12 protein-coding genes and 1 pseudogene are annotated in these 17,790 nt (G+C 63.6%); 2 read left to right on the top strand and 11 right to left on the bottom strand.

Features of this window, described 5'->3' with window-relative positions; all coding sequences use genetic code 11:
- Nucleotide 1: 1 nt before the first annotated feature.
- A complete protein-coding gene (gene pepN / locus EN824_RS08845; protein WP_135863709.1) occupies nt 2-2,647 on the top strand; it encodes an aminopeptidase N in 2,646 nt (881 codons plus the stop codon).
- A 48-nt stretch (nt 2,648-2,695) separates the two neighbouring features.
- Here pepN and EN824_RS08840 read toward each other — a convergent pair whose 3' ends face one another.
- Both EN824_RS08840 and EN824_RS08835 read right to left on the bottom strand, forming a co-directional pair.
- Nucleotides 2,696-2,995, bottom strand: coding sequence for an addiction module antidote protein (locus tag EN824_RS08840; RefSeq protein ID WP_135863707.1), 300 nt, complete (start codon nt 2,993-2,995; stop codon nt 2,696-2,698).
- Nucleotide 2,996: 1 nt separating this feature from the next.
- A pseudogene (locus EN824_RS08835) lies at nt 2,997-3,294 on the bottom strand (type II toxin-antitoxin system RelE/ParE family toxin).
- 282 nt (nt 3,295-3,576) lie between these two features.
- Between EN824_RS08835 and EN824_RS08830 the strand changes: the two are divergent.
- Nucleotides 3,577-5,898 (top strand): PAS domain-containing sensor histidine kinase, encoded by a 2,322-nt coding sequence (locus EN824_RS08830; protein WP_135883382.1) that lies wholly within the window; start codon nt 3,577-3,579, stop codon nt 5,896-5,898.
- 45 nt (nt 5,899-5,943) lie between these two features.
- Here the strand turns inward: EN824_RS08830 and EN824_RS08825 are convergent, their stop codons facing one another.
- The 9 genes from EN824_RS08825 to ccmI all read right to left on the bottom strand — a co-directional run bounded on the left by EN824_RS08825 (nt 5,944) and on the right by ccmI (nt 17,689).
- Nucleotides 5,944-6,423, bottom strand: coding sequence for a hypothetical protein (locus EN824_RS08825; RefSeq protein ID WP_127871352.1), 480 nt, complete (start codon nt 6,421-6,423; stop codon nt 5,944-5,946).
- Nucleotides 6,424-6,473: 50 nt separating this feature from the next.
- Nucleotides 6,474-9,434, bottom strand: coding sequence for a bifunctional [glutamine synthetase] adenylyltransferase/[glutamine synthetase]-adenylyl-L-tyrosine phosphorylase (locus tag EN824_RS08820; protein ID WP_135915300.1), 2,961 nt, complete (start codon nt 9,432-9,434; stop codon nt 6,474-6,476).
- Nucleotides 9,434-10,912, bottom strand: coding sequence for a HAMP domain-containing sensor histidine kinase (locus EN824_RS08815; protein WP_135915299.1), 1,479 nt, complete (start codon nt 10,910-10,912; stop codon nt 9,434-9,436). Before EN824_RS08815 ends, EN824_RS08820 begins: the two co-directional genes overlap by 1 nt.
- 8 nt (nt 10,913-10,920) lie before the next feature.
- A complete protein-coding gene (locus tag EN824_RS08810; protein WP_023771592.1) occupies nt 10,921-11,595 on the bottom strand; it encodes a response regulator transcription factor in 675 nt (224 codons plus the stop codon).
- 359 nt (nt 11,596-11,954) lie between these two features.
- A complete protein-coding gene (locus EN824_RS08805) occupies nt 11,955-13,505 on the bottom strand; it encodes a Do family serine endopeptidase (RefSeq protein WP_135932153.1) in 1,551 nt (516 codons plus the stop codon).
- Nucleotides 13,506-13,627: 122 nt separating this feature from the next.
- Entirely contained in the window at nt 13,628-14,095 is a 468-nt protein-coding gene (locus EN824_RS08800) for a cytochrome c-type biogenesis protein (RefSeq protein WP_127871348.1), read from the bottom strand.
- Nucleotides 14,092-16,077, bottom strand: a complete 1,986-nt coding sequence (locus tag EN824_RS08795; RefSeq protein ID WP_135915297.1) for a heme lyase CcmF/NrfE family subunit — start codon at nt 16,075-16,077, stop codon at nt 14,092-14,094. The genes EN824_RS08800 and EN824_RS08795 overlap by 4 nt, the downstream gene beginning before the upstream one ends.
- A gap of 23 nt (nt 16,078-16,100) precedes the next feature.
- Nucleotides 16,101-16,544, bottom strand: coding sequence for a cytochrome c maturation protein CcmE (ccmE, locus tag EN824_RS08790; protein ID WP_135932152.1), 444 nt, complete (start codon nt 16,542-16,544; stop codon nt 16,101-16,103).
- A gap of 8 nt (nt 16,545-16,552) precedes the next feature.
- Nucleotides 16,553-17,689, bottom strand: coding sequence for a c-type cytochrome biogenesis protein CcmI (gene ccmI, locus EN824_RS08785; protein ID WP_135883387.1), 1,137 nt, complete (start codon nt 17,687-17,689; stop codon nt 16,553-16,555).
- Nucleotides 17,690-17,790: the final 101 nt, after the last annotated feature.

Raw genomic sequence — 17,790 nt, 5'->3', positions numbered from 1 at the left:
AATGCGCACTGACACAGGCCAGGTCTTCAAACTCGAGGACTATCGCCCCAGCGACTACCTCATTCCGGAAACCAACCTTGACTTCCGTCTTTCGCCGCAGGCCACGGTCGTCACCGCGATACTGACCGTCGAGCGCCGCGAGGGCATATCGGAATCGGCTCCGCTGGTGCTCGACGGCGATGGATTGACGCTGAAGCGCGTCGAGATCGACGGCAAGACGGTGAAAGCGGCGGATCTGCTGGCGAGCCCCGACCAGCTGACGCTGCTCAAGCCGCCGGCCGCACGTCGTTTCCAGCTGCTGATCGAAACCGAACTGGCGCCTGCCGGCAATGAAGCTCTTATGGGCCTTTACCGTTCGAACAACGTTTACTGCACGCAGTGCGAGGCGGAGGGTTTTCGCCGCATCACCTACTTCCTCGACCGCCCCGATATCCTGTCCGTCTACACGGTGCGGATCGAGGCGCGGCGCGACGAGGCGCCGCTGCTCCTGTCCAACGGCAATCCGGTCGAGAGCGGCGATCTCGCCGATGGCCGGCACTATGCCAGCTGGCACGACCCCTTCCCCAAGCCGTCCTACCTGTTCGCGCTGGTGGCCGGCAATCTCGGCCAGGTCGCCGACAGTTTCGTGACCTTGTCCGGCCGCAAGGTCGAGCTCGGCATCTATGTCGAGCCCGGCAAGGAGGCGCTCGCCGGCTATGCGATGGACGCGCTGAAGCGGTCGATGCAATGGGACGAGGAGGCGTTTGGCCGCGAGTACGACCTCGACGTCTTCAACATCGTCGCCGTGTCGGACTTCAACATGGGCGCGATGGAGAACAAGGGCCTCAACATCTTCAACGACAAATACGTCCTGGCCGACCAGGAGACGGCGACGGACGCCGATTTCGCCAATATCGAGGCGATCATCGCGCATGAGTACTTCCACAATTGGACAGGCAACAGAATCACTTGCCGCGACTGGTTCCAGCTTTGCCTGAAGGAAGGGCTGACGGTCTTCCGCGATCATGAGTTCTCCGCCGACCAGCGCTCGCGCGCGGTCAAGCGCATCGCCGAAGTGCGCACGCTGCGCGCCCACCAGTTTCCCGAGGACCAGGGACCGCTGGCGCATCCGGTGCGGCCGCGCCGCTACCGCGAGATCAACAATTTCTATACGGCGACGGTCTACGAAAAGGGGTCCGAAGTGGTGCGCATGATCCGCACCATTCTCGGGGCCGAGGCCTTTCGCGCGGGAATGGACCTCTATTTCGAACGCCACGACGGTGAAGCCGCGACCATCGAGGACTTCATCAAGGTGTTCGAGGAGGCGTCCGGCCGCGATCTTTCACAATTTGCGCTCTGGTATCACCAGGCGGGCACGCCCAACCTGACCGTGAGTTCGACGCACAATCCTGCCGCGCGGGAATTCACGCTCGAGATCGAGCAGTCGGTGCCGCCGACACCGTCGGAAAGCCGCAAGCGGCTGATGCATATACCACTCGCCTTTGGGCTGATCGGCGCCGGCGGCAAACCTGTCTGTTATAGCGGCGTCGAGGGCGCGAGCGTCGAGGACGGTGTCATCCATGTCCGCAAGCGCCGTCACATGGTGCGCTTTTCCGGCGTTGCCGAACGACCGGCGGTGTCACTCAACCGCGGCTTTTCGGCACCAGTGACGCTGTCGGTCGAGCAGAAGGCGGCTGACCAGTTCTTCCTCGCTCGCCATGACAACGACGCCTTCTCGCGCTGGCAGGCCTTCAACACCCTGCTCACCGATGCACTGATCGCGGCCTTCCGCCAGACCCTCGGCGGCAAACAGCCGGACTTCGCCTCACAGCTGACCGAGCTTGCCGGCAACATCGCCAGCGACGAGACGCTGGAGCCAGCCTATCGGGCCCTTGCCCTGGCGCTGCCCGGCGACGCCGACATCGCGCGTGACATCGGCAAGAACATCGATCCGGACGCCATCCATTCAGCTCGCCAGGCGCTAGCGCTGGCGATCGCCACGGCTAACGGCGAGATATTTTCCGGCCTCTATGACAGCCTTGCCGACAAGACCGCTTTCAGCCCCGACGCGGCGAGCGCGGGACGACGCGCCTTGCGCAACATTCTGCTGGATTATCTCTCGCTGCTGCCCGGTGGATCGGCATTGGCGGCCGGGCATTTCCAGTCCGCGACCAACATGACCGACCGCGCGGCCGGATTGGCAGTGCTCGCGCATCGTCACCACGGATCGCCGGAGGCGAAAATAGCGCTGGCGGCTTTCGAAAAGACATATGCGTCCGACCCGCTGGTCATGGACAAATGGTTCCAGATCCAGGCCGGCGTGCCGGGGCCGCAGGCTGTCGACACGGTCCGCTCCCTGACCGCTCATCCGGGCTTCTCGATGGGCAATCCGAACCGGGTGCGCTCGCTGATCGGCACATTCTCCAGCGCCAACCAGACCGGCTTTCACCGCGCCGACGGGGAAGGCTACCGTTTCTTCACGCAGACGGTGCTCGAGGTCGAAAAACGCAACCCGCAAGTGGCGGCAAGGCTGGCGACGGCGCTCAGGTCCTGGCGTTCGCTCGAACCGGGCCGGCAGGCCAAGGCCAGGGAAGCGCTGGTTTCGATCGCCAATGCCGAAAACCTCTCGGCGGATCTGCGCGATATCGTCGAGCGCACGTTGGCGTGAATGCAGACTCCGCTGCCTATGGGAGAGTTCTCCTGTGCCCGGCGCCTATCAAACCGACTGATGGGGCTGTGCCTTTGCGGTCAACTCGATTCCAAGGGCCTTCATCACTGCAATCGTGGTTTTTAGTGTCGGATTGCCGTTCTCACTGAACGAGCGATAAAGCTGTTCACGCGAAAGTCCCGTCTGGCTCGCTATTTGGGCCATGCCCTTAGCGCGCGCAACGACACCCAGCGCATGCGCGATATAGCCAGGATCTTCGGAAGCAAACGCTTCCGCCATGAATGCCGCAATCACCTCATCGGAGGTCAGGCCTTCAGCCGGATCAAAGGTCGTCAGTTTCTCAGCCATCTCATTCGCTCCATTCTTGTGCCAGACGTTTCGCCGTCTTGATGTCCTTCTTCTGGGTGCCTTTGTCACCGCCGCACAGGAGGACGATGATCGTGTTGCCCCGCTTCTGAAAATAGACGCGGTAAGCCGGGGCCATGGTGGATACGCAACTCGCTTATCCCCTCTCCCACAGGCTCAACGTCTCCCGGATGCCCATAAGCAAGACGGTCAAGCCGGGCAAAGATCGCGCCACGAGCGCGCTCATCCTTTAGCCGCATCCACCATTTTCGGAACGTTTCGGTCTGCTTTAGATCGATCATAGGGATTTGTAGTTTATAAACTACATCCCGTCAAGGAAAGCTCAAGGATCGGTCCGCTCTTATCCGACTCGCCTTCTGTCACATAGCCCTCGCCATAGGGTCGCGCTCAAAAAGGGCATTGGGTCGATTCAGCATTATTTAAGTCGATTTTTAATCTTTTTTCGCCGGACCACTGGACAAGGCGAATCACCTTTGATTCTTTAATGGCGATTCGGAAGTGCGGTGTTGCCGGGTCACCAGCACATAGAAATGCGGCATACTGGAAATCGGGGAGTGCCATTTATGGCGAAGGCGGACGCGTGGGGCGCGCCCGGTGGGATGGCTTTTGCGCGTCGCGAGACGCGCAGCGACGGCCTTGCCGGGAATACGCGGCTCATCGCCGAACCGGCCTACAAGCGGCTTCTTGCGGCTGAACCGCTGCTGCGCCGGTCGATACCGGCCCTCATCGTCATCTTCCTGCTCGTCATCGCGGCGCTGCGTGTGCTCTCGCTGATGAACGAGCGCGACGATGTCGAGCGCGATGCCAAGGCGATCCTGACGCTGGCCGCCGCGCAGCTCGCCAGTTCGCTCGCCACCACGTCGGACACGCTGCCGGGCGCCACCCAGGACCTGCTGGAGACCACCAGCCGCCAGGGCGCGATGGGCCGCAGCCACGTGTTGGTCGTCACCGACAGTGCCTTCAGGATCACCGCGGTGACGCCGCGTTCGGTGCCCTGGCAAGGCCATTCGCTCGACGGCCTCGTCCAGGGCGGCCAGCCTTTGTTCATGTTCGGCGATCGCGCCGGTGTCATGGAGGTCAACATCGGCGGTCAGGACTGGTACGCGGCGGTCAGCCTGTCCAAGGACAGGAAGGGAGCCGCCGCGGCGCTTGTGCCGCAAGAGGCGGTCTTCGACACTTGGCGCAAGACAGTCTCGCTCAACGTCACCCTGTTCGTGCTGACGGCCGGCGTGCTGATCATCATCCTCTATGCCTATTTCGGACAGGCGGCGCGCGCGCAGGCAGCCGACCGCATCTATCTCGAGGCACATCAGCGTATCGACATGGCGCTGGTGCGCGGCCGCTGCGGCCTTTGGGACTGGGACATGGTGCGTGGCAAGATGTACTGGTCACGCTCGATGTACGACATGCTCGGCTACGAGCCCTGCGAGACGATGCTGTCCTTCGGCGAGGTCGACGAGATCATCCATCCCGAGGACGGCGACCTGTTCGAACTCGCCAACAAGATCGTCGCGCGCGAGATCGATCACATCGACCAGGTGTTCCGGATGCGGCATGCCGATGGCCAATGGGTGTGGATGCGCGCCCGGGCACAGGTCATGGATCCGGAAGCGCCGGAGATCCAACTGATCGGCATCGCGGTCGACGTCACCGAGCAACGGCATCTGGCGCTGCGCTCCGAAGCGGCCGATCTTCGCCTCAGGACCGCGATCGAGAACATCAATGAATCCTTCGTGCTTTGGGATTCGGCTCAGCACCTGATCATGTGCAATTCCAAATACCAGCAGGACAACGGGCTCTCGGATCGCGACGTAATGCCAGGTGTGACGCGCGCGTCCCTGGAAGAGCGGATGCTGGCCTTTGCTTCGGAACGCCGGCTTGCCAATACCAATGGTCCGCAGGGCGGCGCCACGTTCGAGCGGCAGCTGTCCGACGGCCGCTGGCTTCAGGTCAACGAACTCCGGACCAGGGACGGCGGCATCGTCTCGGTCGGGTCCGACATCACCCAGATCAAGCTGCACCAGGAAAAGCTGGTCGACAGCGAGCGCCGGCTGATGGCGACCATCCATGATCTCAGCCTCGCCCGCCGGGCAGAAGAGGAACGGGCGCGCGAGTTGGTCGACCTCAACCGCAAATACATGAAGGAAACCGAGCGCGCCGAAGCGGCGAACCGGGCCAAATCCGAATTCCTGGCCAACATGTCGCATGAACTGCGCACACCGCTCAATGCCATCATCGGCTTCTCCGAACTGATGGAACAGGGGCTGTTCGGCCCGCTGGGCTCGGAGCGTTACGAAGAGTACGCCACCGATATCAACAGCAGCGGCAAATACCTGCTTGGCGTCATCAACGACATTCTCGACATGTCCAAGATCGAGGCGGGCCAGTTCTCGCTGGACCAGGAGCAGATCGATCTCGGTCCGCTGATCAGCGAGACGGTGCGTGTCGTGTCGCTACAGGCGGCGCAGAAGGCGATCACCGTGGAAACGCGTATCGCCGACGCGCTGACGTTGTTCGCCGATCGCCGGGCGATCAAGCAGATCGTCATCAACCTCCTGTCCAATGCGGTGAAGTTCACCGGCCAGGGCGGCCACATATCGGTCAGGGCCCGCAACACGTCAGGCGCGCTGGTGCTGACGATCGAGGACAATGGCTGCGGTATCCCGAAGGAAGCGCTCGGCAAGCTCGGGCGCCCGTTCGAGCAGGTCCAGAACCAGTTTTCCAAGAACCATGCCGGCTCCGGTCTTGGCCTCGCGATTTCACGCTCACTGGCCGAGTTGCAGGGCGGTGCACTGAAGATCCGTTCCACCGAGAGTGTCGGCACGATCGTGTCGGTGCGCATTCCCGTGAAGAAGGCGCCAACGGCGGTCAAGGCCGCGGCCTGAGCGACAGGCTGCGGCCGACGATGTCGGAGCCCGCATCAACCAATCCTACTGCAGGCCGCCGTCGTTGCCTTCGTGATCCCATTGGCGGTCATGGCCAAAGCGGCCGCGCTTCGGCAGTTCGCCCTTCTCGATCTTGCCGTCATTGTTCTTGTCGAGCACGGCGAAAAGCTTCCTCTCGCGGCCGCTGATGTCATCAGCGGTCAGCGTGCCGTCGCCCTTGCTGTCGTAACGGGCGATGATGCGCCTGGCCATGCGTTCGAAGCGTGCCTTCTCCAGCGCGTCGGCGAGTTGAGCGACAGTCAGTTTGCCGCCATTGTCGGCGACAAGCTTCTTGAGCCGCGCGTCCATGACATTGGAGAACTGATCGAAGGTGATGGTGCCGTCATTGTCCTTCATCGCCTTGTCGAGCCGCATCATGGTGCGCTGACGCATATTTGCGCTGCCGACATTCTCGGCATAGGCGGCGCCGCCGACGGCTCCGGCCAGGGCGATGAAGGCAAGTGCGAGCTTGGTCGTCTTTCTCATGATTTTCTCCTGTTGCATCGTCACCCCCGATGCGGCCGGACGGTCGTTGGTCACGAACCCCCGGCACGAAGCAAAAGGTCGAAATCCTTCCTGACCTTTTGCGACGTCTCCTTGAGATGTGCCTCCAGCACACCGAAATCCGGCAGGTCGGTGACCGCCAGAAGCAGATCCGAAAGCCCCGGCGGAACGTCGTCACGTTCGAAGGGTCCGGTAAGGCACAGCCGCGTCATCTGGGTCAGCGCCAGATAAAGGGCGTAAGCATCGCCAAGGTCCTGCCTGATCGCGGCATTGGCGAAACGGGGCGTCAGGCGAGACAGGATCTCGGCCGTACCGGTGGCGCGCGGTCCGGCCTCGACCTGCCCGCTGATGACAGCCACCTGGGCGATGAATTCGAGATCGATCAGACCGCCCGGGATCAGCTTGATGTCCCACGGGTCGCGGGGCGGCTTTTCCTGCTCGATCATGGCACGCATTTCCGAGGCCTCGGCCCTCACCTTTGCCGCATCGCGCGACTGGCCAAGCACCGCCGCAACTTCCGCCTCGACCTCACCGCACAAGCCATCATCACCGGCGATGGCACGCGCCCGCGACAGGGCCATGTGTTCCCAGGTCCAGGCTTCCTGGCGCTGGTATTTTTTGAAGGCATCGATATGGGTGGCGACCGGTCCCTTGTTGCCGGACGGCCGCAAACGCAGGTCGAGTTCGTAAAGCACCCCTTCCGCCGTCGGCGCCGATACCGCCGATATCAGCCGCTGCGTCATGCGGGAGTAGTAATGCGACGGCGCCAGCGGTTTGTCGCCATCGGAATCCTCGGCGTCCGCATCGTGATCGTAGAGCAGGATGAGATCGACATCCGACCCGGCGGTCAACTCGCGGCTGCCAAGCTTGCCCATGCCGAGCAGCGAGACCACACCGCCGGCGATCGTGCCGTGGCGCACCGCGAATTCGGCGGTCACCGCTTCCAATGCCGCCGCGATTGTCAGGTCCGCCAGATCGGAGAAAGCGCGGCCGGCGCGGGCCGGATCGATGGAGCCCGCGAGCAGCCGCACACCGATCAGGAATTTCTGCTCGGAAGCAAATATGCGCAGCCGGTCGAGCACGTCCTCATAAGCCCTGTCGCCTTCGAGGAAGGCGGAAAGCCGCGCCGAGAGATAGGCACGGTCGGGGAGCTCGGTCAGCAATGCCGGGTCGAGCAAGCCGTCGAAGACATGCGGCCGGCGGGTGATGATCGCCGCCAGCCGGGGCGCCGCGCCCATGATCGTCGCCATCAGCTTGAGCAGTGCGGGGTTCGACTGCAACAGCGAGAACAGCTGGATGCCGGCCGGCAAGCCGGCAAGGAATTCGTCGAAACGGACCAGCGCCTCGTCGGCCCGGCGTGTCTGGCCGAAGGCCTTGAGCAGTGCCGGCGTCAGTTCCGTCAGCCGCTCGCGCGCCTCCGCCGACTGGGTGACGCGATAGCGCCCGAAATGCCAGCCGCGGATGACCCGGCAAATGTCGCTTGGCCGCTGAAAGCCGAGACCGTGCAGGGTCTGCAGTGTGTTCGGGTCGTCGACGTCACCGGTGAAGACAAGATTGCCGATGCCGGCCGAAAGCTCGGGCGCCGTTTCGAACAGCGCCGCATAATGGCGCTCGACCTGCTGCAGCGAGGCACGGAACGCCCCGGCAAAAGCGGCCGCGTCGGCAAAGCCCAGCATGCGGGCGATGCGCTCCAGCCCTTCATCGTCTTCCGGCAGCGTGTGCGTCTGCTCGTCGGCCACCATCTGGATGGCGTGTTCGACCCGGCGCAGGAACCAGTACTGGCGGGCGAGCGCGTCACGCGCATCCGATGTGATCCAGCCCCGAGCCGCGAGCTGACCGAGCATGGGCACGGTTTCGCGGCCGCGCAGCTCCGGGAAGCGGCCGCCGGCGATGAGCTGCTGGGTCTGGACGAAGAACTCGATCTCGCGGATGCCGCCGCGCCCAAGCTTGACGTTGTGCCCCTTCACGGCGATCTCGCCGTGACCCTTATGGGCATGAATCTGGCGTTTGATCGAATGGACGTCGGCAATCGCGGCGTAGTCCATGTATTTGCGCCAGATATAGGGCTGGAGTTCCTTGAGAAAGGCATCGCCGGCCGCCAGATCGCCTGCCACCGGGCGCGCCTTGATCATCGCGGCACGCTCCCAGTTCTGGCCGCGCGCCTCGTAGTAGCGCAGCGCGGCTTCAACCGGAATCGCCAGCGGGGTCGAGCCGGGATCGGGACGCAATCTCAGATCGGTGCGGAAGACATAGCCGTGCTCGGTGCGATCCTGCAGGATGCGCACCAGCCGGCGCGTCAGGCGCGAGAACAAATCGGTGGCGTCGAGGGGATCGACCACGGCGGGCGCTTCCGGATCGAAGAACATGACGAGGTCGATATCGGACGAGAAATTCAGCTCATGCGCGCCGAGCTTGCCCATTCCAAGCAGGATCCAGCCCGATTGATGCGACGGGCTGTCGAGGTCTGGCAGTCTGAGCTTGCCCTGGCCATGCGCGTCACGCAGCAGGAAATCGACGGCCGCGCGGGTGCAGGCGTCGGCGAGATCGCTCAAGCGCCTTACTGTCAGCGACGTCTCGGCCTCGCCCGAGAGATCGGCTAGCGCGATCAGGAAATGCGCCTCGGCCTTATGCTGACGCAGCTCCATCATCAGGCCGGATTCCGAGACCGTTTCGGCCAGCGGCGCCTGGTCGATCGCGGCGGTGATCGCTTTCAGGCGGGCCTCGATCGGCAGGTCGAAGAGGCCGTCGAGGATTTGCGGCCGGCGGCGCGCCGTATCGCGCAGGAACGGCGAAAGGTCGAAGACGGCGGCCAGGAAATCCTGCGCCGTCCCCTTGCCGGCCAGGAATTTGGCCGCCCGTGTCAGCCCTTCTTCGCGCGCTGCGTCCGCGATTTCGGCCAGTTCCTGCCGCGCCCGCCCCTCGTCGAGCGGGACAAGCGGGGTTTCCAGGCTCAGCAACCAGTCTGTCTTGCTCCGCTTGGCAACGGCCGCCATCAGTGGCCCTCGCGTGTGGGGAAACTCATGACCACGGATAGTCCCGGATTGCCGGGCAACAGGTCAAGCCGGCCGTAGTGGAATGTCATGACCGCCTTGGCGAGACTGAGGCCAAGGCCGGAACCAGGCTGCGAACGGCTTTTCTCCAGCCGCACGAAGCGCTCCGTCGCCCGGGCGCGATCGGCATCGTCGGGAATGCCCTGGCCGTTGTCGGCGACGGAAAGCCTGATCTCGCCATGCGTGCGTTCGAGCGCCACGCGGACCGCCGGCTTGGACGTGGCATCGGTCGAGTACTTGATCGCATTGTCGACGATGTTGGAGAGCGCCTGGCCGATCAGTTCGCGGTTGCCGTCAACGGCAAAAGCACCGTTCACCTCGGCGTCCAGCGAAACGCCAGCCTCCTCGGCCACCGGCTCGTAGAGCTCGACCACATCGCGCACGGCAGCCGCCAGATCGACGCGGTTGGTGTGCTCGGAAGAATATCCAGCCTCCAGCCGGGAGATCATCAGGATGGCGTTGAAGGTCTTTATCAGCTGGTCGGACTCGGCGATGGTACCCTCCAGCGCCTGCCGATAGTCCGACGTCTTCTGCTTGCCGGAAAGCGTCGCCTCGGCCCGGTTGCGCAGCCGCGTCAGCGGCGTCTTCAAATCATGCGCGATGTTGTCGGAAACCTGTTTCAAGCCTTCATTGAGCGTGGCGATCCTGGCCAGCATGGAATTGAGGTTTTCGGACAACCGATCGAATTCGTCGCCGGTGCCCGTAACCGGCAATCGGCCACTGAGATCGCCGCCCATGATGCGACGGCTGGCCTCCGACACGCTGTCGATGCGCTTCAGCGCGGCGCGGCCGACAAAGAACCAGATTAGCAGTCCGCCGAGCCCCATCATGCCGAGCGCCAGCATCAGCGAGCGGCGGATAACGGCGCGAAAACGCTCCGGTTCGCCGAGATCGCGGCCAACCAGCAGGATCATCTGATTGGGCAGCCGCAGCACCAGCGCGATGGCATTGTGGCCCTTCTCGCCTTCAGCCTGCACCGCGTTGTCGCCAGTTGAAGGAGACGTCGTCTGGTCGGACGCTCCGCTGCGCAAACGATCAAGCTCACCTTCGCCGAAGCGCTTGTAGGAGAACGGCTCGGTCGTCCAGCCCTCGGTATCGATCACACCCGGCTCCAGGGCCTGCACATTGCCGGTCAGGATCTGGCCATTGGTGTCGGCGATCAGATAGAGGTTGGCGCCAGGCTGGCGGGAGCGGTTTTCGACCACACGCACCAGCAATGGCAAGCCGCCCTTTTTGTAGGCGCTGGCCAAGCCTATTATCTCATCATTGATTGTGTCCTGCGTCTGCCCGGTCAGCATGCTCGCTGACAGCGACGTCATGTAGAAGACCAGCAGCACGGCGCACAGCGCGAAAAGCAGGAAATAAAGCGCCGAAAGCCGCGCTGCCGTCGTCTTCATGATGGCGGGCACGGAAAGAGCCATGCTGTCGCCTAGCCGCCCTTCAGCATGTAGCCGGCGCCTCGAACCGTGTGCAGGATCGGCTTGTCGAAGCCCTTTTCGATCTTGCCGCGCAGCCGCGAGACGTGGACATCGATGACATTGGTCTGCGGATCGAAATGATAATCCCAGACATTTTCGAGCAGCATGGTGCGCGTCACCACCTGGCCGGCATGGCGCATGAGATATTCGAGCAGGCGGAATTCGCGCGGCTGCAGCGTGATCTCACGCGCGGCCCGGCGGACAGAATGCGACAGCCTGTCGAGTTCAAGGTCGCCAACCCGGTAGACGGTCTCGGCCTCCTTGGCGCTGGCGCGTCGGTTCAGCACCTCGACACGCGCCAGAAGTTCGGAAAAGGCATAGGGCTTGGTCAGATAGTCGTCGCCGCCGGCACGCAGGCCGGTGACCCGGTCATCGACCTCGCCCAGCGCCGACAGGATGAGCACTGGTGTCGTGTTGCCCCTGGAGCGGAGAGCGGCAATGACCGACAGGCCATCGCGGCGCGGCATCATCCGGTCGATGACCATCACGTCGTAATCACCCGCATCGGCAAGCGCGAAGCCGGTCTCGCCGTCACCGGCGACATGTGCCGTATGACCGGCTTCCGTGAAGGCTTTCTGCAGATAATCCGCAGCCTCGCGATCGTCTTCTATGACGAGAATCTTCATAGGGCCGTTATACGCGATTTCGCTGGAAGATTGAGTAGCCGGCATCTGCATTCTAGCCTTTGCCAAAGCGCATCGCGATCAAGATGATCGAGAGCGTGCGCGATGAAATCCTTGTTCCGTGGCGTCGTTGCGCCGGACATGCCAGTTCCCGGTCATGTCGTTTCCCCCCGCGACTACCGAACCGACCGGCTTCGGGCACGAGAGCGTGATGTGGGCACCCATATGCGGCGCGCGGCAGCGGGCGATGGGAAGCCCGCTGCCACTGAAGAAGAGCGCGATGACTGACTAACGGGCTCTCCTTCTTGCTTTCCCATGCGGCGACTCGGGGGTGTTGAAACCGCCGCATTGGAAAAGTCGTCTCAGCCCTTGGCCACCGGCAGCGCGACGAAGCGGTTGTTGTCGTCGCGGGTGATCTGCATCAGCACGGCCTTGCGTCCGGATTTGACCGCATCGGCCATGGCCTTGGTGACGTCGTCGGTGCCGTTGACCTCCGCGGAGTTGACCGCGGTGATGACGTCGCCCGGCTGGATGCCGCGATCGGCGGCAGCGCTGTCGGGGTCGACGTCGGTCACCACCAGACCCTTGCCGTTTTCGGACTTGGTGACAGTCAGGCCGAGATCGGCGAGCGTGTCCGGCTTTGCCGGAGCGGCGGGTTGCTGCTGCTGGTCGCTCGATGCCTGCTTGTCGCTGATGGGCAGTTTGCCGAGATCGACCTTGACCGCCTGGCTCTTGCCGTCACGCCACACGGTGACGTCAACCGATTTGCCCGGCGAATAGGCGCCGATCAGGCGGGCGAGTTCCTTCGGCGAGGCAACGTCCTTGCCATCAACCTGGGTGATGACATCACCCGCGGTGATGCCGGCCTTCTTGCCGGGACCGTCGTCCTGGGCGCTCGAAACCAGGGCGCCGTTGTTGGACTTCAGACCGAGCGATTCGGCGATGTCGGAGGTGACCGGCTGGATTTCGACGCCGAGCCAGCCGCGCTGGACCGCGCCGTTCTTCATCAGATCTCCGACGACCTGCTTGGCGGTCGAGGCCGGAATGTCGAAGGCAATGCCGACGCTGCCGCCCGAAGGCGAGAAGATGGCGGTGTTGATGCCGACCACCTGGCCGTTGAGGTTGAAGGTCGGGCCACCCGAATTGCCGCGGTTGACCGAGGCGTCGATCTGGAGGAAATCGTCATAGGGGCCGGCGCCGATATCGCGGCCGCGCGCCGAGACGATGCCGGCGGTGACGGTGCCGCCGAGGCCAAACGGGTTGCCGACAGCCACGACCCAGTCGCCGACGCGAACCTTGGAATCGTCGGCGAAGTCGACATAGGTGAACTTGCCGCCACCATCGACCTTGAGCACGGCGAGATCGGTGCGCGGATCGGTGCCGACCAGCTTGGCGTCGAGTTCCTTGCCGTCATTGGTCACCACGGTGAAGGCGGTGCCTTCTTCGACGACATGGTTATTGGTGACGAGATAACCGTCTTCGGAGATGAAGAAGCCTGAGCCCTGCGCCACCGGACGCGGCTGGTCGTTGTTGCGATCGCGATGACCGAAGCGGCGCTGACCTTCATCGTTCTGGCCATTCTGGTCACCAAAGCCGCGGAATTCCTTGAAGAAGCGGCGCAACTGCGGATTGTTGGGAAGATTGTCGAAACCGCCCTGATCGTCGGAACCGTCATCGGCGGTCGGTTGCAGCTTGGCCTTGACCTTGACGCTGACCACGGCTGGCGAAACGCGCTCGACGACATCGGCGAAGCTCGGAACCTGGGGAGCCTCCACACGGACGGCGTCAGCCAGAACGGGGCTGGTTCCACTGGTCAGCGCGCCAACGCCGATCGCGCCGGCGACAGCGATGGACGCGGCGGCAGCCAGAAGACGCTTGCGGGTGCGGGAATATGAATTGGGGGCAATATTCATGGTTCTCTTATCCTCTTTCAACGGACGCGCCTTGATCGGCATCCTCAAGAACGAGAATTAGAGCGGCGCACATTACGACGCCATTTCCGGCACATGAAACTTTGGTAATGTTGGCGCGGCCGTCAGTCGCGGTCCAGGATCGTGTCCAATGCCGCCTGTTCATCGGCTGACAGGGATTTCGTCGCCAGCGTCCGGCGCGACCGCGCGGTCAACACAATGAATCCGCCTCCCACCAGCAGCAACAGCACGGGCGTGCCCCACAGCAACGCGTTGCGCAGGTCGAAACGCGGCTTCAGCAGAACGAACTCGCCGTAGCGGGACACCACATAGTCCATCACCTGCTGGTCGGTATCACCGGCGACAAGGCGTTGTCGCACCAGGATACGCAGGTCGCGAGCAAGGTCGGCGTCGGATTCGTCGATCGACTGGTTCTGGCAGACCATGCAGCGCAAGCCTTCCGACAGCGCCCGCGCCCGTGCCTCCAGAGCGGGGTCGGCCAGCATCTCGTCAGGCTTCACCGCCATTGCCGTGCCGGCGAAGAGCAATGCAAGTAACAGGACAATCGAGGTCAGCGAAAACCTTGCACTCATGGCAGAACCACCGGCGCAACCGCCTGCTTGCGGCGGCGCGAAGGCGCGCCGACCCGCAGGCGCCTGTCCATCAGCGACATGGCGGCACCCGCCATCATCACCAGGCCGCCGCCCCAGATCAGCGTCACCAGCGGCTTCCACCACAAACGCACCACGACCGAGCCGTCCTTGCCCTCGTCGCCGAGCGAAATGTAGAGCTGGGAGAGGCCGATGGTCTTGATGCCGGACTCCGTCGTCGTCATCTGCCGCACCGGATAGAAACGCTTGGCCGAGCTGATTTCGCCGACGGGGCTGCCGCTGGCGCCGATCAGCTCGAAACGGCCGCGATCCTCGCTGTAGTTCGACCCCTGGGCCGGATAGAGGCCGACGAAACGCACCGTGCGGCCGGAGATTTCGACGGTTTCACCAGCACGCATGGACAGGATCTTCTCCGTGCCGAAGCAGAGCGTGCCGACAATGCCGAGCACCGTCAGGCCAAGGCCGAGATGCGCCAAAGCGGTCCCGAAGACGGAGCGTGGCAAACCAACCAGGCGCCTGACCATGACCGGCGCGGCGACATTGCCTAAGCCTGCCTTGACGGCGAGGTCAGTCAGCGCGCCAAGGATCAGCCAGACCGCGAGGCCAACGCCAAGCGCGGCAAGCACCGAAGCGCCGTCGATGAACAAGGCAGTGACCAGCGTCGCCAGAAGGGCGGCCGCAAACGCGAGCATCAGACGCTGCGCGACGCCTAGGACATCGCCGCGCTTCCAGGCCAGCAGCGGCCCAAAGGGAACCATCACCAGCAGCGGCACCACGAGCGGGGCGAAAGTGAGGTTGAAGAACGGCGCGCCGACCGAAATCTTGCCGGCCGAAAAAGCCTCGACCGCCAGCGGATAGAGCGTGCCGACCAGCACGGTGGCGGTCGCCGTGGTCAGGAACAGATTGTTGAGGACGAGCGCGCCTTCGCGCGAAATCGGATGGAACAGGCCGCCTGCCGTCAGCCTCGAGGCGCGCAGCGCAAACAGCGCCAGCGAGCCGCCGATGAACAGCGTCAGGATGCACAGGATGAAGACGCCGCGCGTCGGATCGGTGGCAAAGGCGTGGACGGAAGTCAGGACGCCCGAACGCACCAGGAAGGTGCCGAGCAGCGACAGCGAGAAGGTCAAAATGGCGAGCAGCAGCGTCCAGATCTTCAACGCCGAGCGCTTTTCCATCACGATGGCAGAATGCAGCAGCGCGGTGCCCGCCAGCCAAGGCATGAAGGAAGCGTTCTCGACCGGATCCCAGAACCAGAAACCGCCCCAGCCGAGCTCGTAATAGGCCCAATACGATCCCATGGCGATGCCGCCGGTCAGAAACATCCAGGCGACCAGCGTCCATGGCCGCACCCAGCGCGCCCAGGAAGCATCGATGCGGCCCTCGATAAGGGCCGCGACCGAGAAGGAAAAGCAGATCGAGAAGCCGACATAGCCGAGATAGAGCAGCGGCGGATGAATGGCGAGGCCAAGGTCCTGCAGGATCGGGTTGAGATCGCGGCCTTCGATCGGCGCCGGATTGAGTCTGACGAAGGGATTGGACGTCACCAGGATGAACAGGAAGAAGGTTGCGCCAATGGCGCCCTGCACGGCAAGCACGTTGGCGCGCAGCGTCGCCGGCAGGTTGGAGCCGAAAGCGGCGACAAGCGCGCCGAAGAAGGTCAGGATCAGCACCCAGAGCAGCATCGAGCCTTCGTGATTGCCCCAGGTTCCGGTGATCTTGTAGATCAGCGGCTGCAGCGAATGCGAGTTCTCCCAGACGTTCGCCAGCGAAAAATCGGAACTTGCATAGGCGCTCGCTAGCGCCGCGAAGGACAGCGCCGTCAAGGCAAAACCGGTCACCGCGACCGGACCGCCGACCGCCATCAGGCGCTGGTTGTTCAGCCGCGCGCCAAACAGCGGCACGATGGTCTGCACCAGCGAAAGCGCGAACGCCAGAACCAGGGCGAAATGTCCGGTCTCAACCATTCCCGCCTGCTCTCCCGCCAGAATTACTCACTCTTGGTCTCCTGCCAGACACCCTTGGCCTTCAGACCGTCGGCAACTTCCTTGGGCATGTAACGCTCGTCGTGCTTGGCCAGCACGCTGTCGGCGACAAAGACGCCGTCGGGGCCAAAGGTGCCCTCGGTGATGACGCCCTGCTCTTCGCGGAAAAGGTCGGGCAGGATGCCGGTATAGGTAACCTTGACCGATTTGTGGGTGTCGGTGACCGAAAAGGCAACCGTCGCGCCCTGGCCGCGCTGGATGGTGCCTTTTTCGACCAAACCGCCGAGCCTGATGCGCTGGCCGGGCTGCACACTGGCAGTGGTCAGATCGGCCGGCATGTAGAAATACGACGCTTTCTGGCCAAGCGCGTAGAACGTCAGGCCGGTGGCGGCTGCGAGGAAAGCCAAGCCGCCCACAATCACCGACAATCGTTTCTGCTTGCGCGTCATGTCCAATTCTACTCCGTCACCGTCAGACCGAGCGAGGCGCCAAAGGCGGTGAATTTCTTGGCCTCGTCACTGTCGGCGCCAAAGACCGCAATGGCGCGGCCCAGCGCATCGCGCGCCTGGTCGGTCTTGCCCAGCACGACATAGGAACGAACAAGCCGCATCCATCCTTCCGGGTCGCGCGGATTTTGACGAAGTTTGTCGTCGAGGCCGGCGACCATGGTGTTGATCATGGCTTCCCTGTCCTGCGGCGACATGGAGGATGCCGCGTCGACATCGCCAGTATCGGGGCCTTTCGCGGCCGCGCCTGAAGCGACTTCAGAGCCGGATTTGGCCAGTGCCTGTTCGACAGCGCCGCGCCATGGCGAATCCGGCGGCAGTTTACCGAGCATCACCTGCCAGGCCGCGGCCGCTTCCTTGCCGCGGCCCTCCTGCGCCAATGCCATCGCCAGATAGAAGCTGGCTTTCGCATTGGCCGGGTCAAGCCTCAAGGCCGCCTCGAAGGCATCCTGGGCATCGGCCGAAACAATACCGCCCGCGGCACCGGCGATCGCCTCACCGAGTCCGGCCTGGCGTACGGCGCTGTCGCCGTCGAGGCGTATGGCGTTGCGGTAGGCCGCCGCGGCGTCGGCAAAGCGCTGCATGCGCAGATAAACCGGCGCCAGCACATCCCAGCCCCGCCCATCGGAAGGGTTGGCCGCGAGGTGGGCTTCGGCGCGCGCCACCAGCTCATCGACCGAACTGTCGGCCGGGTTCTTGGCCAGCCGCTCGCTGAGCGGCTGCGACGGCAGGTCAGGCGAGCCGATCTGGCTGTAGAACCCCCAACTGACCAACGGGACCGCCAGCACGGCCACGGTCGCGACAAGCCGTGCCGTGACCGACGCCGCCCTGCCGGACGTCTTGCCGGTTATGTCAGCGTTACCCAGGCGAAGGATGCGGCGGGCGATCTCGGCGCGCGCCTCGGCTGCCTCAGCGGGCCGGATCAAGCCGCGCGCGGCATCGCGGTCGAGTTCGGCTAATTGATCGCGATAGACTTCCAGGTCGTGGTCGCCGCTCGATGACGCGCCCTTGGAAGCCCCAGCCAGCGGCAAAAGCACCGCCAGGCTGGCGCCCAGCGTGAGAATTGCGGCTATGACCCAGAACAGCATGGTTCTTCCAATAAAGGCAGAGCCCTGCCCTGCCAACACAGGCATCCTGCGACGCTTTGACGGCAGGCGCACCGAATGTCCTTGATCGACATCAACTGGCC

The organism is Mesorhizobium sp. M8A.F.Ca.ET.181.01.1.1 (genome assembly GCF_004792025.1).
Taxonomy (GTDB): domain Bacteria; phylum Pseudomonadota; class Alphaproteobacteria; order Rhizobiales; family Rhizobiaceae; genus Mesorhizobium.
This window is presented reverse-complemented; position numbering and strand designations above follow the sequence as displayed.